This window comes from Streptomyces rubradiris (assembly GCF_016860525.1).
Classification (GTDB): domain Bacteria; phylum Actinomycetota; class Actinomycetes; order Streptomycetales; family Streptomycetaceae; genus Streptomyces; species Streptomyces rubradiris.
Genome location: NZ_BNEA01000015.1, coordinates 2,148,159 through 2,171,140, shown reverse-complemented (window position 1 = coordinate 2,171,140; position 22,982 = coordinate 2,148,159). Strand labels below are relative to the sequence as shown.

15 protein-coding genes, 1 pseudogene and 1 riboswitch are annotated in these 22,982 nt (G+C 72.6%); of the genes and pseudogenes, 10 read left to right on the top strand and 6 right to left on the bottom strand.

Annotated features, from left to right (window positions below):
• The first annotated feature begins 75 nt into the window (after positions 1–75).
• The 4 genes from Srubr_RS22770 (at position 76) to Srubr_RS22755 (ending at position 5,227) form a co-directional block, all read left to right on the top strand.
• A complete protein-coding gene (locus Srubr_RS22770) occupies positions 76–2,199 on the top strand; it encodes a DNA gyrase/topoisomerase IV subunit B (RefSeq protein ID WP_189997257.1) in 2,124 nt (707 codons plus the stop codon).
• A 672-nt stretch (positions 2,200–2,871) separates the two neighbouring features.
• Positions 2,872–3,393 carry a DUF1453 family protein gene (locus Srubr_RS22765; RefSeq protein WP_189997256.1) on the top strand — a complete coding sequence of 174 codons (522 nt, stop codon included), beginning with the start codon at positions 2,872–2,874 and terminating at the stop codon, positions 3,391–3,393.
• Positions 3,390–4,541, top strand: a complete 1,152-nt coding sequence (locus Srubr_RS22760; RefSeq protein ID WP_189997255.1) for a sensor histidine kinase — start codon at positions 3,390–3,392, stop codon at positions 4,539–4,541. Before Srubr_RS22765 ends, Srubr_RS22760 begins: the two co-directional genes overlap by 4 nt.
• Positions 4,538–5,227 carry a response regulator transcription factor gene (locus tag Srubr_RS22755; protein WP_189997254.1) on the top strand — a complete coding sequence of 230 codons (690 nt, stop codon included), beginning with the start codon at positions 4,538–4,540 and terminating at the stop codon, positions 5,225–5,227. The genes Srubr_RS22760 and Srubr_RS22755 overlap by 4 nt, the downstream gene beginning before the upstream one ends.
• A gap of 219 nt (positions 5,228–5,446) precedes the next feature.
• Here the strand turns inward: Srubr_RS22755 and Srubr_RS22750 are convergent, their stop codons facing one another.
• The 4 genes and pseudogenes from Srubr_RS22750 to Srubr_RS22735 all read right to left on the bottom strand — a co-directional run bounded on the left by Srubr_RS22750 (position 5,447) and on the right by Srubr_RS22735 (position 10,175).
• Positions 5,447–6,127, bottom strand: a complete 681-nt coding sequence (locus Srubr_RS22750; protein ID WP_189997326.1) for a DUF7342 family protein — start codon at positions 6,125–6,127, stop codon at positions 5,447–5,449.
• Positions 6,127–7,827, bottom strand: a complete 1,701-nt coding sequence (locus Srubr_RS22745) for an ATP-binding protein (protein WP_189997253.1) — start codon at positions 7,825–7,827, stop codon at positions 6,127–6,129. Before Srubr_RS22745 ends, Srubr_RS22750 begins: the two co-directional genes overlap by 1 nt.
• A 97-nt stretch (positions 7,828–7,924) precedes the next feature.
• Positions 7,925–8,866, bottom strand: a complete 942-nt coding sequence (locus tag Srubr_RS22740; RefSeq protein WP_189997252.1) for a sucrase ferredoxin — start codon at positions 8,864–8,866, stop codon at positions 7,925–7,927.
• Positions 8,867–8,919: 53 nt separating this feature from the next.
• A pseudogene (locus Srubr_RS22735) lies at positions 8,920–10,175 on the bottom strand (citrate/2-methylcitrate synthase).
• A gap of 215 nt (positions 10,176–10,390) precedes the next feature.
• Between Srubr_RS22735 and Srubr_RS22730 the strand changes: the two are divergent.
• Complete coding sequence (locus tag Srubr_RS22730) at positions 10,391–11,479, top strand: CobW family GTP-binding protein (protein ID WP_229926807.1); 1,089 nt, start codon at positions 10,391–10,393, stop codon at positions 11,477–11,479.
• A gap of 31 nt (positions 11,480–11,510) precedes the next feature.
• Here Srubr_RS22730 and Srubr_RS22725 read toward each other — a convergent pair whose 3' ends face one another.
• On the bottom strand, positions 11,511–13,967 hold the full coding sequence (locus Srubr_RS22725) for a DNA gyrase/topoisomerase IV subunit A (protein WP_189997250.1): 2,457 nt from the start codon (positions 13,965–13,967) through the stop codon (positions 11,511–11,513).
• A gap of 328 nt (positions 13,968–14,295) precedes the next feature.
• Between Srubr_RS22725 and Srubr_RS22720 the strand changes: the two genes are divergently transcribed.
• The 4 genes from Srubr_RS22720 (at position 14,296) to Srubr_RS22705 (ending at position 19,105) form a co-directional block, all read left to right on the top strand.
• Positions 14,296–15,699, top strand: a complete 1,404-nt coding sequence (locus Srubr_RS22720; RefSeq protein WP_189997249.1) for a M16 family metallopeptidase — start codon at positions 14,296–14,298, stop codon at positions 15,697–15,699.
• The gene (locus Srubr_RS22715) at positions 15,696–17,084 is read left to right on the top strand and encodes a M16 family metallopeptidase (RefSeq protein WP_189997248.1); all 1,389 of its coding nucleotides are present in this window, start codon (positions 15,696–15,698) and stop codon (positions 17,082–17,084) included. The genes Srubr_RS22720 and Srubr_RS22715 overlap by 4 nt, the downstream gene beginning before the upstream one ends.
• Before the next feature lie 227 nt (positions 17,085–17,311).
• A riboswitch (cyclic di-AMP (ydaO/yuaA leader) is annotated at positions 17,312–17,464 on the top strand.
• A 12-nt stretch (positions 17,465–17,476) separates the two neighbouring features.
• Positions 17,477–18,223: a M23 family metallopeptidase gene (locus Srubr_RS22710; protein WP_189997247.1), complete on the top strand. Its 747-nt coding sequence runs from the start codon at positions 17,477–17,479 to the stop codon at positions 18,221–18,223.
• 195 nt (positions 18,224–18,418) lie between these two features.
• Positions 18,419–19,105: a GntR family transcriptional regulator gene (locus Srubr_RS22705; protein WP_189997246.1), complete on the top strand. Its 687-nt coding sequence runs from the start codon at positions 18,419–18,421 to the stop codon at positions 19,103–19,105.
• 213 nt (positions 19,106–19,318) lie between these two features.
• Here the strand turns inward: Srubr_RS22705 and Srubr_RS22700 are convergent, their stop codons facing one another.
• A complete protein-coding gene (locus Srubr_RS22700; protein ID WP_030609104.1) occupies positions 19,319–19,600 on the bottom strand; it encodes an HPr family phosphocarrier protein in 282 nt (93 codons plus the stop codon).
• Positions 19,601–19,776: 176 nt separating this feature from the next.
• Between Srubr_RS22700 and Srubr_RS22695 the strand changes: the two genes are divergently transcribed.
• Positions 19,777–22,905: a GNAT family N-acetyltransferase gene (locus tag Srubr_RS22695; protein ID WP_189997245.1), complete on the top strand. Its 3,129-nt coding sequence runs from the start codon at positions 19,777–19,779 to the stop codon at positions 22,903–22,905.
• The last annotated feature ends 77 nt before the right edge of the window (positions 22,906–22,982 follow it).

Here is a 22,982-nt window from a genome sequence, read left to right as displayed (position 1 = left end):
ACCCTCTGAGCGGCGAACGAAGCCGCCCCCTTACCCAGAAGGGGGCCATCTGAAATTCAGCGAGGAGCGAACCGCGTGACCGCCGAGACGTCCGTGCCGTCCACAGCGCTGCTGGCAGGAGCAGACCGCGACGGTTCCAACTACACCGCGCGGCACCTGCTCGTCCTCGAGGGTCTGGAGGCCGTGCGCAAGCGCCCCGGCATGTACATCGGCTCGACCGACAGCCGCGGTCTCATGCACTGCCTGTGGGAGATCATCGACAACTCGGTGGACGAGGCCCTCGCGGGTGTGTGCGACCGCATCGAGGTGATCCTGCACGACGACGGCTCCGTGGAGGTGCGGGACAACGGCCGCGGCATCCCTGTCGACGTGGAGCCGAGGACCGGCCTGTCCGGCGTCGAGGTCGTCATGACCAAGCTGCACGCGGGCGGCAAGTTCGGCGGCGGCTCCTACGCGGCCTCCGGCGGCCTGCACGGCGTCGGCGCCTCCGTGGTCAACGCGCTCTCCGCCCGCCTCGACGTCGAAGTGGACCGCGGTGGCCACACGCACGCCATCAGCTTCCGGCGGGGTGTGCCCGGCGCCTTCGCGGCCGACGGTGCCGAAGCCAAGTTCGAGGCCAAGAGCGGCCTGCGCAAGACCAAGAAGATCCCCAAGACGCGCACCGGCACGCGCGTGCGCTACTGGGCCGACCGCCAGATCTTCCTCAAGGACGCCAAGCTCTCCCTGGAGACCCTCCACCAGCGCGCCCGGCAGACCGCGTTCCTGGTCCCCGGCCTGACCATCGTCGTCCGCGACGAGTTCGGCCTCGGCGAGGGCGGCAGCAAGGGGGAGGAGTCCTTCCGCTTCGACGGCGGCATCAGCGAGTTCTGCGAGTACCTGGCGAACGACAAGGCGATCTGCGACGTCCTCCGTTTCTCGGGCAAGGGCACCTTCAAGGAGACCGTCCCGGTCCTGGACGAACACGGCCAGATGACCCCGACCGAGGTCGCTCGCGAGCTGGGCGTCGACATCGCGCTGCGCTGGGGGACGGGTTACGACACGACGGTCAGGTCGTTCGTCAACATCATCGCCACCCCCAAGGGTGGCACCCACGTCGCCGGCTTCGAACAGGCTCTCACCCAGACGCTGAACGACGTGCTGCGCGCCAAGAAGCTGCTGCGCGTGGCCGAGGACAACGTCGTCAAGGACGACGCCCTCGAGGGCCTCACCGCCGTCGTCACGGTCCGCCTCGCCGAGCCCCAGTTCGAGGGGCAGACCAAGGAGGTCCTCGGCACCTCGGCGGCACGCCGCATCGTGAACAACGTGGTCAGCAGCGAGCTGAAGGCCTTCCTGACGGCCACCAAGCGTGACGCCGCCGCCCAGGCCCGGGTCGTCATGGAGAAGGTGGTCGCCGCCGCCCGCACCCGGGTCGCGGCTCGCCAGCACAAGGACGCCCAGCGCCGGAAGACCGCCCTGGAGTCCTCGTCCCTGCCGGCCAAGCTCGCCGACTGCCGCAGCGACGACGTCGACCGCAGCGAGCTGTTCATCGTCGAGGGCGACTCCGCGCTCGGCACGGCAAAGCTGGCGCGGAACTCCGAGTTCCAGGCCCTGCTGCCGATCCGCGGCAAGATCCTGAACGTGCAGCGGTCGTCGGTGACCGACATGCTCAAGAACGCCGAGTGCGGGGCGATCATCCAGGTCATAGGAGCGGGCTCCGGCCGCACCTTCGACATCGACCAGGCGCGGTACGGCAAGATCATCATGATGACCGACGCCGACGTGGACGGCTCGCACATCCGCTGCCTGCTGCTCACGCTGTTCCAGCGCTATATGCGGCCCATGGTCGAGGCCGGCCGGGTCTTCGCCGCCGTGCCGCCGCTGCACCGCATCGAGCTGATCCAGCCGAAGAAGGGCCAGGAGAAGTACGTCTACACGTACTCCGACCGCGAGCTGCGCGACAAGCTCATGGAGTTCCAGAGCAAGGGCATCCGGTACAAGGACTCCATCCAGCGCTACAAGGGCCTGGGCGAGATGGACGCCGACCAGCTGGCCGAGACCACGATGGACCCGCGCCACCGCACCCTGCGCCGCATCAACCTCTCCGACCTGGAGGCCGCCGAACAGGTCTTCGACCTGCTGATGGGCAATGACGTGGCTCCCCGCAAGGAGTTCATCTCCAGCTCGGCGGCGACGCTGGACCGGTCCCGCATCGACGCGTAGCCGCCGCGCCGAGCACCGGCCGACGGAGCGGAAGCGACTGGGCCGGGGGTGGAAGCGGCTCGTCCGACGGGACGGAAGCGGTTGGCCGGCCGGTGTTGGTGACTGGCCGGCCGACGTGGTGGGCGGGACCCTGGCCGGGAGTGGCTGGGGCCCGCCTGGGAACGCATGTCAGGTGCGGTGCGGTGCCGTGTAGGAGGCCGACTGAGCGAGTTCCGTGTCGGCGGGCTCCGCCCGTCGAGCGCCCGGCCCCGCGGCACCCGGCCCTCAGGCGTCGCCGTCGGCTTCCGTCCCGGCGATGCCTTTACCTCCTGGGCACGCGCGCACCTGGTCACCGCACTCCGGCACACCGCGTCACCGCGCCAAGCACCGCACCCGCAGCACACCGTGCCGCGGGGCCCGAACCGTTCTCGCTCCGTCCCTCGCCCCACACCTCCCTGCCCCTGTCCTTCCCTGCCCCTCACCCTCCCCCCAACCCTGACCCGAACCCGCCACCCCTCCACTCCCCACGCCTCCGCCCCGGAGCGTTTCTCCACCCGTGGGTGGAGGCGGGCCGCTCCGGGGTTCCACCCGTGATCCACCCCAGGTCCGATCAGCTGACCTGCGAATTTCCGTAGCTTTGAAGGCGTCGGGAGCACTCTCTCCGGCCCCACCTTCTCGCTCACGGAGGCTTAGATGTCCGGGCTCGTCAACGCGCTGGTGATCGTGGCCGTTGTCGCCGTGGTGATCGCCAGGCAGTTCCGTGCCCGCGCGATCGACACGGACCGGCGCTGGTGGCTGCTGCCCGCGGTCCTCGCCGTCGTCGCGCTGCGCGAACCCGGCATACTTGACGCCCACGACCGCGTGGAGTCCGCCGCCCTGCTCACGGCCGAACTCGTCATCGGCCTGGCCACCGGCGTCGGCTGGGGCTTGACCACCCGGCTCTGGACGGCACCGGACGGCACCGTGTGGGCCGAGAGCACCAAGGCGAGCATCGCCGTATGGGCCGTGGGCATAGCCGTGAGAGCCGGTGTCTTCGCCCTCGGCGCCGCACTCGGTCTGCACCAGGAGAGCTCCGCGCTGATGCTCGGTCTCGCCGGCACGCTGCTGCTCCGCGGCGGAATCCTGGCCTGGCGGGCCCACTCCTTCGGACCAGCGAGGCGCCTCGCCCCGGCATACGGTGGCGACAACCCGTCGGCCTGGAAGGAGCGCGTGTGACAGAGAACGCCTGGACGCGCTGGCCGTCCCGTGAAGCGCTCGGCCCCTTGGGTATCAGCCGGCCCCGGCGCTTGCTCGCCTGGACGATCCGCCTGCTGGTGCTGTCCATGCTGCTGTGGGCCGCCTTCAGCCAGCGGCACGTAGGTCTGCGGGGAGCGCTCGCGGCGGGGGCGGGAGTGGCACTCGCCGCTCTCGTCGCCTGGGCCTTCTTCCGGACGACCTACGAGCACCGGCTCGTGCCGTCCCTCGCGCTCATGGGGGTGCTCCTTGGTATCGCGGCCACCGCAGAGGTGACGGGATTCAGAGGGCCGGCCCTCGTCATCTGGTGCGGCTGCGGAGTCAGCGCGCTGGAACGGCTGCCGCTCGGTGTAGGTGTCCCCGTCGCGTCGGCGGCACTGGCCTCGTACTCCGCGACCACCGACGACGCCTGGCTGACCACGGCCGCCACCGTGGCCGGCCTGGCCCTCGCCGGGTACGTCCTGCGGCTGGACGCGGAAGCCCGGGGCAATGCGCAGCGGCTGCTCGCCCAGGAACGTGCCGCCCGCGCGGCCGAGGCCGAGTCCGCGGCGCTCGCCGAGCGGGCCCGTATCGCACGGGAGATCCACGACGTGCTGGCACACAGCCTCTCGGCGCAGCTCGTGCACCTGGAGGCGGCCCGGTTGCTGATCGAGAACGGCGCGGACCGGGAACGAATCCTGGAGCGGGTGGTGGCCGCGCGGGGGATGGCCCGGGACGGACTCGCCGAGACCCGGCAGGCGCTGTCCGCGCTGCGCGGCGAGCTGACCCCGCTGGAGGACTTCCTGACCGAACTCGCCCGTACGGCCGACGGCGCCGAGGTCACCGTCACAGGTGAACGCAGACCCTTGTCGGCCGAGGCGTCCCAGGCCGTGCGGCGGGTGGCACAGGAGGCGCTGACGAACGTCCGCAAGCACGCCCATGGCGCCAGAGTGGATGTCCGGCTCGACTACAGCGACCACGAAGTCACGCTCAACGTCCGGGATTCGGGCGGTCGGCCGAGCGAACTCGACGGATCGGGAGGCGGGTACGGTCTGCTGGGGATGCGTGAGCGCGCCGAACTGCTCGGTGGTTCGCTGGACGTGGGGCCGGATGAAGAAGGGTTCGTGGTGACGCTGAAGGTGCCCGTATGACAGAGACGGAGGGGCAGGAGAAGATCGCGCGGGTGGTCGTCGCCGACGATCAGACCGTGGTCCGTGAGGGCATCGTGATGCTGCTGGGGCTGCTTCCCGGTGTGGAGGTCGTGGGGGCCGCGGGCGACGGCGAGGAGGCCGTGCGGCTGGTTGCTGAACTCGCGCCGGACGTCGTCCTGATGGATCTGAGGATGCCGCGCTGCGACGGCGTGGAGGCCACCCGGCGGATCCGGGCGCAGTATCCCGGGACCCAGGTCGTGGTGCTCACCACCTTCTCGGACGACGAGTCGCTGTTTCCCGCGCTGCGGGCCGGTGCCCGGGGCTATCTGACCAAGGACGCGGACGGTGAGGAGATCGTGCGTGCCGTGCACAGTGTGCTGTCGGGCGACGCGGGGCTGTCGCCGAGTGTCCAGAGACGGCTGCTGGAGCGGCTGTCGCGGCCGGAGCCCGAACCTGTACCAGCGGCAGGCCAGGCGCCCGACGGGCTGACCACGCGGGAGGTCGAGGTCCTGGTGCTGATCGCCGAAGGGCTCAGCAACCAGCAGATCGCTCGCAGACTGCATGTGTCGACCGCGACCGTGAAGACCCACATCAACAACCTCTTCGCCAAGGCGGACCTCAAGGACCGGGCGCAGGCCGTGCGGTACGCCTACAGCAAGGGGCTGGCGAAACCTCCCGCCCGATGACCGACTCCTCGCCGTCCTCCCAGGCTCCTCCTCAGCACGTCCTCACAATGGGCTGGACAACGGACCGGGTGAACGGGCGCAAGGAGAGCGTCCAGAAGTTGGTCGACGCATTCGTCAAGGTGTTCAACCCCCACATCAAGAACGCGGAGGCCGACGTGAGCAGCGATCTACACGGCAGCGTTCGTCAACGCGGTCGAGTGACCGCCGCGCGCCTCGCGTTCAGGCGTGGGTCGCCCACACATAGCGGTGTTCCGGGCGCCCCGCCTCGCCGTACTTGAGGGTCAGCCGGGCCCGGCCGGTGCGCTCCAGCAGCTTCAGATACCGCTGGGCGGTCTGCCGGCTCACCCCCGTCCGCTCGGCGATCTCCTGGGCGGACAGGGGGCGTTCGGCGCTCAGCAACGCCTGGCGCACCAGTTCGGCCGTCGTGGGGGAGTGCCCCTTGGGCAACTCGGGTTCCGACGGGGCGGACAGCGCGCCGAAGATCCGGTCCACCTCCGCCTGCTCCGCCTCCCCGCCGCCGTCCAGGGTGCGCCGCAGCTCGGCGTACGCCTCCAGCTTGGCCCGCAGTCCCGCGAAGGCGAATGGTTTCACCAGGTACTGAAGCGCCCCCTGCCGCATGGCCGCCTGCACGGTCGACACGTCCCGCGCCGCCGTCACCATGATCACGTCGGCCTGGTGGCCGCGTCGGCGCATCTCCCGGACCACCGCGAGACCGGTGTCGTCGGGCAGGTAGTGATCCATCAGGACCAGATCGAGCCGCGGCAGGCTCTCCACCTGACGCAGTGCCTCTGCCGCGCTGTGCGCCTCGCCGGCCACGTGGAAACCGGGCACCTTCTCGACGTAGGCGGCGTTGACGCGGGCCACGCGGGTGTCGTCGTCCACGACCAGGACCTCGATCATCACGCCTCCTCCTCGGTGCCGGTGCCGGTGCCGGTGCCGGTGCCGGTGGGGGCGCCGGCGGCCTGCTCGGCGCCCGCGGGCACCAGGCCGGGCTCGGCCAGCGCCTCGGGCAGTACCACGGTGAACTCCGCGCCGCCGCCGGCCGCCGGTCCCACGGTCGCGCTCCCGCCCTGCCGTTCGGCGAGCCGCCGGACCAGGGACAGCCCGATGCCCCGCTTGCCGTGCGCGGGCGGCTTCTTGGTGGACCACCCCTCCGTGAAGATCAGCTCGCGTAGGTCCGCCGGCACTCCGGGTCCCGTGTCGCGCACCTCCAGCACGACAGTACGGCCCTCGGCGCGCGCTTCGACCTCCACGCGCGCGTGCGGGGTGGCCGCGACGGCGTCGAGGGCGTTGTCCACGAGGTTGCCCACCACCGTGACCAGCCCCCGCGGATCGATCAGCCGGTCCGGGAGCCGGGTGCGTTCCGACACCCCCAGGGCGACTCCGCGCTCGGCCGCCACGGTCGCCTTGCCGACCAGGAGCGCGGCCAGCAGCGGGTCCTGGATCCGTTCCGTGACCTGCTCGGCGGTGGCCCGGTGGTCCCCGACCACCTCGCCGACGAACTCCACGGCGTCGTCGTACATCTCCAGCTCCAGCAGCCCCAGCAGGGTGTGCATGCGGTTGGCGTGTTCGTGGTCCTGGGCGCGCAGCGCGTCGATCAGCCCGCGTGTGGAGTCCAGTTCCCGCCCCAGCTGTTCCAGCTCGGTGCGGTCGCGCAGGGTGGCCACGGCACCGCCGTCCCCGGTGGGCATGCGGTTGGCGACCAGGACGCGCTGGCCGCACACGGTGAGCAGGTCGGTGCCGGTCACCCGGCCGGCCAGCACATCCGTCGTACGCCCCGCGCCGAGCGCCTCGTCCGGGGTCCGCCCGAGGGCCTCGTCGCCGATCGCCAGCAGTCGTCGTGCCTCGTCGTTGAGCAGGCGGATACGGCCGCCCCGGTCCAGCGCCACCACCCCCTCCCGGATGCCGTGCAGCATCGCCTCGCGTTCCGCGAGCAGCGCCGAGATATCGGAGAAGGCCAGGTCCCGGGTCTGCCGCTGGACCCGCCGGGAGATCAGCCAGGCGGCCAGCGCGCCCACCGCCAGGGCACCGCCGGCGTACGCGAAGAGCCCCGGGATGGCGCTGATCAGCCGCGCCCGCACACTGTCGTACGCGATGCCGACCGAGACCGCGCCGATGACGTGGTGACCGGCGTCGTACAGCGGCACCTTGCCACGCGCCGAGCGGCCCAGGGTGCCCCGGTCGATCTCCATGACCTCCTTGCCGGCCAGGGCGTCGGACGGGTCGGTGGAGACGCGCCGGCCGATCTCCGAGGGCGTGGGATGCGACCAGCGCACCCAGTCGCGGTCCAGCACCACGATGTACTCGGCGTGCGTGGCCCGCCGGATCCGTTCGGCCGCCCGCTGCACGGGGCCGTTCCCGCTCGGCGCGGTGGTCCGCACGCCCTCGGCGATCTGCGGGTCCTGCGCGGTGGTGGCGGCGATGGCCAGCGCCCGCCGCATCGCCTCCTGATCGAGCTGTTTGCTCAGCGGTGCCAGGAAGAGCCCGGTCGCGAGCACCGCGACCCCCGCGGCGATCGCCACCTGCATCAGCAGCACCTGGGAGAACATCCGCCGGGGCAGACCGAGGCGCAGACGGCGTACGGGGGGAGTGGAGCGCATGCCCAAGACGGTACGTGGCGCGGCCGGAAGCCCCCAGCGGGTGGGGTGTGGACCTCTTGATCAGCTGTTGATCAACATGGACGGGACGCGCGCCGGGTCAGCTCGCCAGTGCCGTCGGCCGCAGCTCGCGCACCTCGACCACGTCCATCCGCGCGGGCGCGCCGAGCACCTCCGCACCGCAGCTCTCCGGGCGGGGCGGCAGCGACGCGCCCTGTGCCACGGTGACCCGCCACCGGCGGCCGTCGGCGTGGGCGACGGTGACCTCCCAGCGCGGACCCGTGCCCTCGGTCCGTACGACGCTCAGCACCCCCGCCCGGTACTCGTCCGCGGCCGTCCGCACGGCCAGCTCCGCCGCCTGCCCGGGCCGCTCCCACGCGGAACACCCCCGGCACCCCTCGACCAGCACGCGCCCCTCCTGGGCACCGTGCAGGGCCTCCTTCACGGTGTGGGCCCCGGCGCGGCCGTAGGCGTAGCCATAGGGCAGGACAAGCACTGTAGGAGCGAACCGATGTCCACCCAGATGAGTGACTTCCCAGACGCCGCGCACCCCCGACGCGACCAGCTCCGCGGCGAGGGGGCGGCCCAGGAGGGCGCAGCAGCGGTCACGCTTGCCGTTGGTGCACACGAGCGCCAGCGGGTCACCCTGATGGGGCCGCCCGCCGAGCACCGTGTCGAAGGACCGGTGGTCGCCCGCCCCCAGCGCGGCGAAGTCCATGTCGAGCAGGCGCCGCGGCTCGACGGTGGTGGCACTGTGCAGCCACACCCGCCCGGGAACGGTGTGCGCGGCGTACACCTGCCGCACCGGGGGCGGGCCGGGGTCGGCGTGGCGTCCGGGACGGCGGATCAGCGCGATCCGCACGCCGGTCCCGTCGGCGGCGGCCTCCAGCGCACGGCCCAGCGCGGGATCGAGATGGCTGGACCGCAGGGCCTTCGCGCCCCACGGGCCCGGCTGTTCCAGCAGCAGCCAGGTCGTCGCCGTGGCAGCCGTACCGGAAACCGGCTCGTCGAGCACGCGGGAGACGGTCGCACACCTACTCACACAGGTGAGCCTAACCTGACTTTCCCGGCGGTGACTTGTGGGCCCGCCGTGCCCTACTCCGGGAGGGGCCGGGGCGGGCGCGGACCGACGTAGTGGCCGCTGGGGCGCATGCGCAGCGGGCGCTCGCCGTACTCCTCCAGGGCGTGCGCGATCCAGCCCGCGGTCCGCGCGACGGCGAAGATCGTTTCGGCTGCCGTGGCCGTCATGCCGCTGGACACGGTGAACACCGCGAGAGCCAGGTCGACGTTGGCGTGCAGCGGGGCGTGCCGGGCCGTGGTGGCGACGATGTCACGGGCCGCGAGCAGCGCGGACTCCGCGCGCGGGATCTCCTTCAGCAGCTCGAACAGCGCCCGCGCGCGGGAGTCCTCGCCGGTGTACAGCCGGTGGCCGAGGCCGGGGACGCGGCGGCCCGCGCGCAGCTCTTCGGCGATGACCGGGACCGCGTACCCTGGTCCAGCACGTCCAGGAGCATCCGGTGGGCGAGCCCGCCGGCCGCACCGTGCAGCGGGCCCTCCAGCACGCCGAGCCCGGCCGAGACCGCCGCGTACGCGTGCGCCCGGGCCGAGGCGGCGACCCGGACCGCGAGGGTGGACGCGGCCAGGTCGTGGTCGGCCAGCAGGGCCAGCGCCGTGTCCAGGACGTGCAGGGACGCCTCGTCGGCCGGGTGACCGGTCAGCCGGCCCCACAGGCGGTGGGCCAGCGGGCCGTCGTCCTCGTGGTCGTACCGGACCCGCGGCAGCGCGGCGACGAGGGTGGGGACGAGGGTGCGCGCCGTGTGCAGCACGGTCTCCTCGGACAGGTCGAAGCGCAGCGGGTCCTCGGCCGCCGCGGCGATCGCCGCCACCCGCAGCCGGTCGACGGCCGAGGCGTGTTCGGAGAGCGCGTCCACCGCGCGGCGGGCGACCTCGGCGGTGGCCTCGGGCGCGGTGAACGTCGCGCCCGGCGCGGGCCGGCCGGTCCACAGCCACTCCGCGACCTCCTCGTAGGAGTGGCGGGCTGCCAGCTCGACCGCGTCGACGCCGCGGTAGTAGTACCGGTCCTGCTCGATCAGCGTGATGCGGGTGCGGACGGACAGTTCGCCGCCGGTGCCCGGACTCCCGGCGGCGTCCCGGCGGTTGCGGCGGGCGAGCGCCTCGACCTCCCCGGCCTCGAAGGTGCTGGCCCGGCCACCGGGCTCGCGTCTGCTGCTGAGCAGGCCGCGGCTCACGTACGCGTAGACCGTCTCGGGCTTCACGCCGAGCAGTTCGGCGGTCTCCTTGGTGGTCAGCCGGCGCCCGGGGCGGTGGGGAGCGGTGTCGTGATCGCGCATGAGGGTCACCGTAGCCGCCTGTGGACATGTTGATGATTGAGTATTGATCCAAGCAACATTGATCCAACTTTGATCGGTTATCGATCGTCGAATCAAGACCGGGTACGCGGGCCGGAAGCCGGTTCCGGGCCGCTCGTATCCTGGACCCTCCGTCCATGCCCGTCCGCGCACCGGGCCCGAGCCGGTGCGCGCTGGTACGTCTGAGAGGTCGCCCGTTGGGGAACAGCTTGGCAAGCGGCGGCAGCCCGCAGCAGATCCCGGTCGTCGTACTCGCCGGTTTCCTGGGCTCCGGGAAGACCACGCTCCTCAACCACCTGCTGCACCGCAGCGGAGGCAGCCGCATCGGGGCCATCGTCAACGACTTCGGCGCCATCGAGATCGACGCCATGGCCGTCGCCGGCGCTCTCGGCGACTCGACCGTCTCGCTCGGCAACGGCTGCCTGTGCTGCGCCGTGGACGCCGGCGAACTCGATCTGTACCTGGACCGGCTCGCCGCGCCCGCCGCCGGCATCGATGTGATCGTCATCGAGGCCAGCGGACTGGCCGAGCCGCAGGAACTCGTGCGCATGGTCCTCGCCAGCGAGCACCCGGGCATCGTCTACGGCGGCCTGGTCGAGGTGGTCGACGCCGCCGAGTTCGACGACACCCGCGCGAAGCACCCCGAGATCGACCGGCACCTCGCCCTCGCGGACCTGGTCGTCGTCAACAAGCTCGACCGCGCCGGCGACGCGGACCGCATCCTCGGGCTCGTCCGCTCGCTCACCGACCGCGCGGCCGTCGTCCCCGCCACCTACGGCCGGATCGACCCCGAGTTCCTCTTCGACTGCCGGCCCACCGAGGAGCGCGTCGGCCAGCTGTCCTTCGACGACCTGCACGACCACGACGGCCCGGACCACACCGGGCATCTGCACACCGGCTACGACAGTCTGTCGTTCGCCTGTGCCGTCCCCCTGGAACCCCGGCGGCTCATGCGGTTCCTGGACAGCCGGCCCGAAGGGCTGTACCGGATCAAGGGCTACGTCGACTTCGGGCCGTACGACATGGCCAACCGCTACGCCGTGCACGCCGTCGGCCGGTTCCTGCGCTTCTACCCGGAGCCCTGGGCGCCCGGCGACGAACGCCTCACCCAGCTCGTGCTGATCGGCTCCGGCATCGACGCGGACGCGCTCCGCAAGGAACTGGAGGCGTGCGGGAACGACGCCCCGCACGCCGACGAGCACGGCATGTGGGGCGTCCTGCGCTACGTACAGGGACCGGACGAGCCGGACGAGCCGGGCACCGACGTGGAGGAACCGCCCGCCTAGCCGCCGCCCGGCCGGCCCCTGCCCGGACCGTCTAGAGCACCGGCCCCGCCACCACAGCCACCGTCTTCGGCAGCGACGTGCCCGAGCCGTCCCGGCGCGGGTCCGGCTCCGGCAGCTCCGCCGGGGTGCCGTTCTTCTGCGCCGCCCGCGCCGGCGCCGGGCCCGCCCAGGCCAGCGACAGGCAGTCCTCGCCCTTCAGGAACCGCTGGCAGCGCACCCCGCCGGTGGCCCGGCCCTTGCGCGGGTACTGGTCGAACGGGGTCAGCTTGGCCGTCGTCTGCACCGAGTCGTCCAGCGTGCCGCGCGAGCCCGCCACCGTGAACACCACCGCGTCGGCGGCCGGGTCGACCGCCGTGAAGGAGATCACCTTCGCGCCCTCGGCGAGCTTGATGCCCGTCATGCCGCCCGCCGGACGGCCCTGCGGACGGACGATGGAGGCCTGGAAGCGCAGCAACTGCGCGTCGTCCGTGATGAACACCAGGTCCTCCTCGCCGGTGCGCAGCTCCACCGCGCCGACGATCCGGTCCCCCTCCTTGAGCGTGATGACCTCCAACTCGTCCTTGTTGGACGGATAGTCGGGCACCACCCGCTTGACGACACCCTGCTCGGTGCCGAGCGCCAGACCCGGCGACGACTCGTCCAGCGTGGTCAGGCAGACCACCGTCTCGTCGTCCTCCAGGGAGACGAACTCCGCCAGCGGGGCCCCGCCCGAGAGGTTCGGCGCGGTCGTCGGCTCGGGCAGCTGCGGCAGGTCGACCACGTTGATCCGCAGCAGCCGGCCCGCCGAGGTCACCGCGCCGATCACCCCGCGCGCGGTCGTCCGCACGGCCGAGACGATCACGTCGTGCTTGACCCGTTTGGCGCCCGCCGCCCGCGGGAGCGGCGCGTCGGTCGCCGTACGGGCCAGCAGGCCCGTCGAGGACAGCAGCACCCGGCACGGGTCGTCGGCCACCTGGAGCGGCACGGCGACCGGCGTGGCGGCGGACTCCAGCAGGACCGTGCGCCGGTCGGTGCCGAACTTCTTCGCCACGGCGGCCAGTTCGGCCGAGACCAGCTTGCGCAGCTCCGCGTCCGACTCCAGGATCCGGGTCAGCTCCTCGATCTCCGCGGTGAGCTTGTCCTTCTCCGCCTCCAGCTCGATCCGGTCGTACCGGGTGAGGCGGCGCAGCGGCGTGTCGAGGATGTACTGCGTCTGCACCTCGCTCAGCGAGAAGCGCTCGATCAGGCGCTCCTTGGCCTGTGCCGAGTTGTCGCTGGACCGGATGATCCGGATGACCTCGTCGATGTCGACGAGCGCGGTCAGCAGGCCCTCGACCAGGTGCAGCCGGTCGCGCTTCTTGCCGCGGCGGAACTCGCTGCGCCGCCGGACCACGTCGAAGCGGTGGTCCAGATAGACCTCCAGCAGCTCCTTCAGGCCCAGGGTGAGCGGCTGGCCGTCGACCAGGGCGACGTTGTTGATGCCGAAGGACTCCTCCATCGGGGTCAGCTTGTACAGCTGCTCCAGGATCGCCTCCGGCACGAAGCCGTTCTTGATCTCGATGACCAGGCGCAGGCCGTGCTCGCGGTCGGTGAGGTCCTTGACGTCGGCGATGCCCTGGACCTTCTTCGCGTTGACCAGGTCCTTGATCTTCGCGATGACCTTCTCGGGACCGACCGTGAACGGCAGTTCCGTGACCACCAGGCCCTTGCGGCGGGCGGTGACGTTCTCGATGGAGACGGTCGCGCGGATCTTGAAGGTGCCGCGGCCGGTCGCGTACGCGTCCCGGATGCCGTCCAGGCCGACGATCCGGCCACCGGTGGGCAGGTCGGGGCCCGGAACGTGCTTCATCAGCGCGTCCAGGTCGGCGTTCGGGTGCCGGATCAGGTGGCGGGCGGCGGCGATGACCTCGCGCAGGTTGTGCGGCGGCATGTTCGTCGCCATGCCGACCGCGATGCCCGAGGCGCCGTTGACCAGCAGGTTCGGGAAGGCGGCGGGCAGGGCCACCGGCTCCTGCTCCTGGCCGTCGTAGTTCGGCGCGAAGTCGACCGTGTCCTCGTCGATCGACTCGGTCATCAGGCCCGTCGCCTCGGCCATCCGGCACTCGGTGTACCGCATGGCGGCCGGCGGGTCGTCGTTGCCCAGCGAACCGAAGTTGCCGTGGCCGTCGACGAGCGGCACGCGCATGGAGAAGGGCTGCGCCATGCGCACCAGCGCGTCGTAGATCGACGAGTCGCCGTGCGGGTGCAGCTTGCCCATGACCTCGCCGACGACCCGCGCGCACTTCACGTAGCCGCGGTCGGGGCGCAGGCCCATCTCGTTCATCTGGTACACGATCCGGCGGTGCACCGGTTTCAGTCCGTCACGGGCGTCCGGCAGGGCGCGCGAGTAGATGACCGAGTACGCGTACTCGAGGTAGGAGCCACGCATCTCGTCCACGACGTCGATGTCGAGGATCCTCTCCTCGAACGAATCGTCGGGCGGCGGGGTCTTCGTGCTGCGGCGGGCCATCGCTGCCTGGCTCCTTCTGATCTGGTCGCTCGCCTACGGGGCGCTTGGTGCTGAAGCGTTTGACGGATCTGACGCCGACCATTGTGGACCGAGGTACTGACAACCCGTGCACGACCCGGTCCGGGCGGCCCCGGCCGGCACCGGGGAGCGGAAGCGCCCCCAGCGCCGGGGAACCGTCCGGGAAGGGGTCCGACGCAGCGTACGCGATCCGCTGTCGGCGTACGTCCGCGGGAACTTCGCGAAGGCCCCGCACGCTTTGCATACAGTGGCAGGAACGGCAGCACAACCGCGGTTTCCATCAACCGCCTCCGCTCGCGAAGGGACGTACATGCCCATGGGTCACACGACCACAGCCGAGGCAGGCTCCGGGGGCCTGGCAGCGACCGAGCACCGCCTGGCCAACGGTCTGCGCGTGGTGCTCTCCGAGGACCACCTGACCCCGGTGGCGGCGGTCTGCCTCTGGTACGACGTCGGCTCCCGCCACGAAGTCAAGGGGCGTACCGGCCTTGCTCACCTCTTCGAGCACCTGATGTTCCAGGGCTCCGCACAGGTCAAGGGCAACGGCCACTTCGAACTGGTGCAGGGCGCCGGCGGCTCGCTGAACGGCACCACGAGCTTCGAGCGCACCAACTACTTCGAGACCATGCCCGCCCACCAGCTGGAGCTCGCCCTGTGGCTGGAGGCGGACCGCATGGGCTCGCTGCTGGCCGCCCTGGACGAGGAGTCCATGGAGAACCAGCGGGACGTCGTCAAGAACGAGCGCCGCCAGCGCTACGACAACGTGCCCTACGGCACCGCCTTCGAGAAGCTGACCGCCCTCTCCTACCCGGAGGGCCACCCGTACCACCACACGCCGATCGGCTCCATGGCGGACCTGGACGCGGCCACCCTGGAGGACGCGCGCCAGTTCTTCCGCACCTACTACGCGCCGAACAACGCGGTGCTCTCCGTGGTCGGCGACATCGACCCCGAGCAGACCCTCGCCTGGATCGAGAAGTACTTCGGCTCCATCCCGTCCCACGACGGCAAGCCCGCGCCCCGTGACGGCTCCCTGCCGGACGTCATCGGCGAGCAGAAGCGCGAGGTCGTCGTGGAGGAGGTCCCGGCGCGCGCCCTGATGGCCGCCTACCGGCTCCCGCACGACGGCACGCGCGCGTGCGACGCGGCCGACCTCGCCCTGACCATCCTCGGCGGCGGCGAGTCCTCCCGCCTGTACAACCGCCTGGTGCGCCGCGACCGCACGGCCGTCGCCGCCGGCTTCGGCCTGCTGCGCCTGGCCGGCGCGCCCTCCATGGGCTGGCTGGACGTGAAGACTTCCGGTGACGTCGAGGTGCCGGTGATCGAGACCGCCATCGACGAGGAGCTGGCCCGGTTCGCGGAGGAGGGCCCCACCCCCGAGGAGATGGAGCGCGCCCAGGCCCAGCTGGAGCGCGAGTGGCTGGACCGGCTCGGCACGGTCGCCGGCCGCGCCGACGAACTGTGCCGGTACGCCGTCCTGTTCGGTGACCCGCAGCTCGCCCTGACCGCTGTGAATCGCGTCCTCGAGGTGACCCCCGAGGAGGTCCGGGAAGTCGCCAAGGCGCGTCTGCGGCCCGACAACCGCGCGGTGCTGGTCTACGAACCGAAGTCCCCGGAGGCCGCCCCCGACGCCGATGTCCCGGAGGACCCGGAGCAGGAAGCGACCGTAGAGGCGGGCCGCGACGAGACCGAGAACGAGGAGACGGCCAAGTGACCGAGCTCGCCACCATGGAGTTCCACCCCCAGCCGCAGCCCGGCGAGGCCAAGCCCTGGGCGTTCCCGGCCCCCGAACGCACCGCGCTCGGCAACGGCCTGACCGTGCTGCGCTGCCACCGCCCCGGCCAGCAGGTCGTCGCCGTCGAGGTGCTGCTGGACGCGCCGCTGGACGCGGAGCCGGCCGGCCTGGACGGCGTCGCCACGATCATGGCGCGCGCCTTCTCCGAGGGCACCGACCAGCACTCCGCCGAGGAGTTCGCCGCCGAGCTGGAGCGCGCGGGCGCCACCCTGGACGCGCACGCCGACCACCCCGGCGTCCGGCTCAGCCTGGAGGTCCCGGTCTCCCGCCTGGCCAAGGGCCTCGGCCTGCTCGCCGACGCGCTGCGCGCGCCCGCCTTCGCCCCGAGCGAGGTCGAGCGCCTCGTCCGCAACCGCCTGGACGAGATCCCGCACGAGCTGGCGAACCCCTCCCGCCGGGCCGCCAAGGAGCTCTCCAGGCAGCTGTTCCCGGCGGCCTCGCGCATGTCCCGGCCGCGCCAGGGCACCGAGGAGACCGTCGAGAAGATCGACGCGGCGGCGGTACGCGCCTTCTACGACCGCCATGTGCGGCCCGCCACGGCCACCCTGGTCGTCGTCGGTGACCTGACCGGCACCGACCTGGACGCGCTGCTCGGCGACACCCTGGGCGCCTGGACCGGCGCCCCGGGCGAGCCGCGGCCGGTGCCGCCGGTGACCGCCGACGACACCGGGCGCGTGGTGATCGTGGACCGTCCCGGTGCCGTGCAGACGCAGCTGCTCATCGGCCGGGTCGGCCCCGACCGGCACGACCGCGTGTGGCCCGCCCAGGTGCTCGGCACCTACTGCCTCGGCGGCACCCTCACCTCCCGCCTGGACCGCGTCCTGCGCGAGGAGAAGGGCTACACCTACGGCGTGCGCTCCTTCGGGCAGGTCCTCAGGTCCGCGCCGGACGGCACGGGCGCGGCGATGCTCGCCATCAGCGGCTCCGTGGACACGCCGAACACCGGCCCGGCGCTGGACGACCTGTGGAAGGTGCTGCGCACCGTCGCGGCGGAGGGCCTGACCGACGCCGAGCGGGACGTCGCCGTGCAGAACCTCGTCGGCGTGGCGCCGCTGAAGTACGAGACCGCGGCGGCCGTCGCGAGCACGCTGGCCGACCAGGTCGAGCAGCACCTGCCCGACGACTTCCAGGCGACGCTGTACCGGCAGCTGGCCGCCACGGGCACCGTGGAGGCCACCGCGGCCGTCGTGAACGCCTTCCCGGTGGACCGTCTGGTGACCGTCCTCGTCGGCGACGCTTCCCAGATCAAGGCGCCGGTCGAGGCGCTCGGCATCGGTGAGGTGACCGTGGTGCCGGCCGAGTAGCGGCCCGGCGCGTCCGGCGCACGCGCGCGTGGGGCCCTGACGGCTTACGGGCCGTCAGGGCCCCACGCTGTTCCACTCGGTTGCCCAGATGCCCGTTTTGGGGCGGAGGTTGCCTGTCTGACCTGTGGGATGCGCTACAAAACCCCGGATCCGTTTGAGGATCGCGAGCGGGCCGCCGTAGCTTCGTCCGGGCTGTTCGTCAGGCAGTGCGCCGCACCCGCGGCACCGGACAGCCATCGCCGAGTCCCCGTACGGCGCGAGCCAGGGGAGCCGGGGACCCACCGTCCCTGGGGTGAATCGGGCGCCCGCGAGGGGGCCCGTAGGAGACCTTCCTGCTCCGAACCCGTCAGCTAACCCGGTAGGCGAGAGGGAAGGAAAGGACCAGCCACTTCATGGCGTTCATGTGCGCCACCGGGAAGCACCGCAAGCCCGGCCGGGTCAAGCGCACCACCGCTCAGGCGGCCGGCGTCGCGGCCCTGACCACCACCGGTGTCATCGGCACCCTCGCCGCCTCCCCGGCGCTCGCCGCCGACAACCCCGTGGACCAGACCGGCCTCACCCCGGTCCTCGCCGCCACCGAGGACGTCGCCGAGCAGATCGACGCGCAGGCCACCGCCCAGCAGCAGGCCGCGGACCGCAAGGCGGCCGAGGAGGCAGCGGCGAAGGCGGCCGCCGAGCGGGCCGAGGAGGAGCGGGTCCGTGCCGCGCGCGAGGCCGAGCGCCGCCGGCTGAACACCTTCGTCGCCCCCATCGCGCACTCCTACGTCTCCACGGCCTACCGGGCCTCCAGCTCCCTGTGGTCCTCCGGTTCGCACACCGGCATCGACTTCCACGCGGCCAGCGGCTCCACGGTGCACGCGGTGGGCGCCGGCACGGTCGTCGCCACCGGCTGGGGCGGCGCCTACGGCAACCAGGTCGTGATCCGGATGGCCGACGGCATGTACACGCAGTACGGGCACCTGTCCTCCATCGGCGTCACGGTGGGCCAGCAGGTCGAGCCGGGCCAGCAGATCGGACTGTCCGGCGCCACGGGCAACGTCACCGGCCCGCACCTGCACTTCGAGGCGCGCACGACGCCCGAGTACGGCTCGGACATCGACCCCGTCGCCTACCTCCGCGGGCACGGCGTCCAGATCTGACGCACGCGCGTTTTCCGGCGGCCCCGGCTCATCGAGCCGGGGCTTTCGCCGTTTTTCACGCCGTCCGCCGGACTCCTTGTCCAAAAAATAACCATGGATTACCGCCCGCCATCGGAAATTCCGGCCCGCTGGAATAGAGTCACGGTATACGCGTCCATCGTCGGCGTTTCACGGGGATTAAGGCGGAGGTCGGTCATGCGTATTCCGGCGCACTCGGTGTGCAGCGCTGTCCGGGACGACATCGTCGCGGGTGTCTACGAGCGCGGCAGCCGGCTCACCGAGGAAGTCCTGGCCCGCCGTTACGGCGTCTCGCGCGTCCCCGTCCGCGAGGCGCTGCGCACGCTGGAGGCCGAGGGTTTCGTGGTGACGCGCCGGCACGCGGGCGCGTGCGTGGCCGAGCCGACCGAGCAGGAGGCCGCCGACGTGCTGGAGATGCGGACGCTGCTGGAGCCGCTGGGCGCCGCGCGGGCCGCCCAGCGGCGTACGGAGGCCCATCTGAAGGTGCTGCGCGGCCTGGTCCGGCTGGGTCAGGAGCGGGCCAGGAAGGGCAACAGCGAGGATCTGCGCGCGCTCGGCGGCTGGTTCCACGAGACGCTCGCGCAGGCCTGCGGCAGCCCCTCGCTGACCTCGACGCTGACCCGGCTGCGGCACAAGATCGCCTGGATGTACGCGGTGGAGCCGCCGGTGAGCCCGGTGGAGTCCTGGGTGGAGCACGGCGCGATCGTGGACGCGGTGGCGCGCGGGGACGGCGAACGCGCGCGGGCGCTGACGGCCCTGCACGCCGAGCGTGCGACGGGCGCGCACCGGCTTCGCTTTTCCGGCGCCGGGGAGCGTGTGAGGACTTCGCAACATGCCGTAAACATGTCGGGCCTGCGGCATTAACACGGGCGCCGTATACAAAGAAGGGTAATTCGGTGGCGGGTGTTTTCCGCTGCCCTTTTCCGGTTCCGCTAATTCCCCTGCCCGCCGTGTCCGGGCGACCCGGCGAACGCCCGGGAAGAAATCCGCCGACGGAACCGGAGCGATTGTGGAACCGGTGCTGAAAACGCGGAAGCCGCGCCGCCCGGTACGGACGGCGCGGCTTCCCGGTCCCGCTCAGACGGTCTCGGGCAGCTCCTCCAGGCCCTCGGAGACCAGCTTGGCCAGACGGTCCAGGGCGGCGTCGGCGCCCTCGGCGTCGGAGGCGAGGACGATCTCCTCGCCACCCTGGGCGCCCAGGCCCAGGACGGCCAGCATCGAGGCCGCGTTGACGGGGTTGCCCCCGGCCTTGGCGATCGTCACCGGGACGCCTGTGGCCGTGGCGGCTCGGACGAAGAGAGAAGCGGGGCGGGCGTGGAGGCCCTCGGCCCAGCCGACGTTGACGCGGCGCTCAGCCATGTGTTGCTGCCCTTCAGTGCTCAGGGTTGTCTAGACCAGTTTCCCATACCGTGAAGCGTGCCCGGAGCGGGTCCGAAGGACCGCCCCGGCGCGACCCCGGACCGCGGCCTCGGTCCGGCGTCGCCCCCATAGACTGCCTCGCGCCGTTGTCGTACGCGACCCTTACGCTGGGGCCCATGCACACCTCGGCGGACCGGCAGGACCGGCACCAGTACCCCGCCCACTGGGAGGCGGACGTGGTGCTGCGCGACGGCGGCACCGCGCGCGTCAGGCCCATCACCGTCGACGACGCCGACCGCCTGGTCAGTTTCTACGAGCAGGTCTCGGACGAGTCGAAGTACTACCGCTTCTTCGCGCCGTACCCACGCCTGTCCGCCAAGGACGTCCACCGCTTCACGCACCACGACTTCGTGGACCGGGTGGGACTCGCGGCCACCATCGGCGGCGAGTTCATCGCCACCGTACGCTACGACCGCATCGGCACCGACGGCCTGCCCGCCTCCGCGCCCGCCGACGAGGCCGAGGTCGCCTTCCTGGTGCAGGACGCCCACCACGGCCGCGGCGTCGCCTCCGCCCTCCTGGAACACATCGCGGCCGTCGCGCGCGAGCGGGGCATCCGCCGCTTCGCCGCCGAGGTGCTGCCCGCCAACACGAAGATGATCAAGGTGTTCACGGACGCCGGCTACACCCAGAAGCGCAGCTTCGAGGACGGCGTCGTACGCCTGGAGCTGGACCTCGAACCCACCGACCGGTCCATGGCCGTGCAGCACGCCCGGGAACAGCGCGCCGAGGCCCGCTCGGTACGACGGCTCCTCGCGCCCGGCTCGGTCGCGGTCGTCGGCGTCGGCCGCGCCCCCGGCGGGGTGGGCCGCGGCGTCCTCGGCAACATCCGCGAGGCCGGCTACGCGGGCCCGCTGCACGCCGTGAACAAGGCATTCCCCGAGGACCTCAAGGAGATCGACGGGGTCCCCGCGTACCGCTCGGTGCGCGACATCGACGGGCACGTGGACCTCGCCGTCGTCGCGGTACCGGCCGAGCAGGTGCCCGCCGTGGTCGCCGAGTGCGGCGAGCACGGCGTCCAGGGGCTGGTCGTCCTGTCCGCCGGGTACGCCGAGAGCGGGCCCGAGGGGCGCGAACGGCAGCGCGCGCTCGTCCGGGCCGCCCGCGCCCACGGCATGCGGCTCATCGGCCCGAACGCCTTCGGGATCATCAACACCGCCGAGGACGTCCGGCTGAACGCCTCGCTCGCCCCCGAGCCGCCCCGCCCCGGCCGCATCGGGCTCTTCGCCCAGTCCGGCGCCATCGGCATCGCCCTGCTGTCCCGGCTGCACCGGCGCGGGGGAGGGGTGACCGGCGTCACGGGCGTCTCCACGTTCGTGTCCGCCGGCAACCGCGCCGACGTCTCCGGCAACGACGTCCTGCAGTACTGGTACGACGACCCGGACACCGACGTCGTCCTCATGTACCTGGAGTCCATCGGCAACCCCCGCAAGTTCACCCGGCTCGCCCGGCGCACGGCCGCCGCCAAGCCCCTGGTCGTCGTGCAGGGCACCGGCACCGCCCCGCAGGGACACGCGGTACGCGCTACCCGGCTGCCGTACGCGACCGTGTCCGCGCTGCTGCGGCAGGCCGGGGTGATCCGGGTCGACACCATCACCGAGCTGGTCGACGCGGGGCTGCTGCTCGCCCGGCAGCCGCTGCCCGCGGGACCGCGCGTGGCCATCCTCGGAAACTCCGAGTCGCTCGGCGTGCTGACGTACGACCGGTGTGTGGCGGAAGGGCTGCGACCGGCCCGGCCGGTGGACCTGACCACCGAGGCGACGGCGGAGGACTTCCACCGGGCGCTGGCCGCCGCGCTGGCCGACGACACGAACGACGCCGTCGTCGTCACGGCGATCCCCGCGATCGGGGAAGGGTCGCCGGGCGACGCGGAACTGGCGGAGGCGCTGCGGTCGGCCGCGGCGGCGGTGCCGGGCAAGCCGGTGCTGGTGGTCCATGTCGAACTGGGCGGCCTGGCACAGGCACTGTCGGCCGCGACGAGCACGGCACCGGGCGCACCGGGAGCCGCCGACAAGACGCCCGGCGCGGAGGCCGGTACTCACTCGGCCCACCGCGCGGAACGCCTGCCCGGCGCGGGAGCGGACCGACAGTTCACGGCGGAGCCGGGCCGAAAGCCCTCGGCGGAGGCGGTTCCCGAGTCCACGGCGGGGCTGGGCCGGGAGTCCGCGGCGCAGGCGCGCCGGCAGCACACGACGGGGCCGGACCGGCCGCTGAGCGCCGCGGGAGAGCGACCGCCCGCCGAGCAAGCGGGAGGACCGTCCGCCGCGACAGCGGAACGACCGCCGGCCACCCCATCGGCTCCCGCCCCCGAGACCCCCGCACCCCTCGTGCCCCCCGCGCCCCCGGCCGGCCAGGCATCCCCCGCGTCCCCCCAGGACGGCACCCGTCTCATCCCCGCCTACCCCGCCGCCGAGCGCGCGGTGCGGGCGCTCGCCGAAGCCGTGAGGTACGCGCGGTGGCGGCGGGAGGCGGCCGACCCCGGGAAGGTGCCGGAGTTCGACGACATCGACGAGAAGGGGGCCGCCCGGCTGATCGGCGAGCTGCTCGCCCGCGGCGAAGGGCTCACGATCTCCGCCGAGCACACCTGCGAGCTGCTCGGCCGCTACGGCGTACCCGTGCGCCGCGCCCTGCCCGCGCCCGGCCCGGACGCCGCCGTGGACGCCGCCCGCGCGCTCGGCTACCCGGTGGCCCTGAAGGCGACCGCCCCGCACCTCAGGCACCGCGCCGACCTGGGCGGGGTCCGGCTGGACCTCGCGGACGAGGAACAACTGCTGCGGGCGTACGCCGAGCTGACCGAGCTGTTCGGGCCGCCGGAGGAGCTGCGGCCGGTGGTGCAGGCGATGGCGCCCCGGGGCGTGGACACCGTCGTCCGCGCGGTGATCGACCCGGCGGCCGGTGCCGTGCTGTCCTTCGGCCTGGCCGGCGCCGCCTCCCAGCTGCTCGGGGACATGGCCCACCGGCTGATCCCCGTCACGGACCGGGAGGCGACCTCGCTGGTGCGTTCCATCCGCACCGCGCCCCTGCTGTTCGGCTGGCGCGGCTCCACCCCCGTGGACACCCCCGCCCTGGAGGAGCTGCTGCTGCGGGTGTCCCGGCTGGTCGACGACCACCCCGAGGTGGTGGCGGTCACCCTGGAGCCGGTCGTCGTCGCCCCGCACGGCGTGAGCGTCCTCGGCGCCACGGTCCGGCTCGCGCCCCCGCCCGCCCGCGACGACCTCGGCCCGCGCACGATGCCGGCCTACTGAGAAGCCCCCACCGCCGTCCGGAACCCCTTCGCCCCCTTGGGCCACGCCCGCCCCCGGACCCTCCGACTGGCCCGGAG

Bases quoted from the DNA above. Each gene is read 5' to 3' on its own strand.
- Srubr_RS22765 (WP_189997256.1), top strand. From the start codon at position 2,872: ATGTCCGGGCTCGTCAACGCGCTGGTGATCGTGGCCGTTGTCGCCGTG.
- Srubr_RS22720 (WP_189997249.1), top strand. From the start codon at position 14,296: ATGCCCATGGGTCACACGACCACAGCCGAGGCAGGCTCCGGGGGCCTG.
- Srubr_RS22695 (WP_189997245.1), top strand. From the start codon at position 19,777: ATGCACACCTCGGCGGACCGGCAGGACCGGCACCAGTACCCCGCCCAC.
- Srubr_RS22710 (WP_189997247.1), top strand. From the start codon at position 17,477: ATGGCGTTCATGTGCGCCACCGGGAAGCACCGCAAGCCCGGCCGGGTC.
- Srubr_RS22750 (WP_189997326.1), bottom strand. From the start codon at position 6,127: ATGATCGAGGTCCTGGTCGTGGACGACGACACCCGCGTGGCCCGCGTC.
- Srubr_RS22705 (WP_189997246.1), top strand. From the start codon at position 18,419: ATGCGTATTCCGGCGCACTCGGTGTGCAGCGCTGTCCGGGACGACATC.
- Srubr_RS22755 (WP_189997254.1), top strand. From the start codon at position 4,538: ATGACAGAGACGGAGGGGCAGGAGAAGATCGCGCGGGTGGTCGTCGCC.
- Srubr_RS22725 (WP_189997250.1), bottom strand. From the start codon at position 13,967: ATGGCCCGCCGCAGCACGAAGACCCCGCCGCCCGACGATTCGTTCGAG.
- Srubr_RS22745 (WP_189997253.1), bottom strand. From the start codon at position 7,827: ATGCGCTCCACTCCCCCCGTACGCCGTCTGCGCCTCGGTCTGCCCCGG.
- Srubr_RS22700 (WP_030609104.1), bottom strand. From the start codon at position 19,600: ATGGCTGAGCGCCGCGTCAACGTCGGCTGGGCCGAGGGCCTCCACGCC.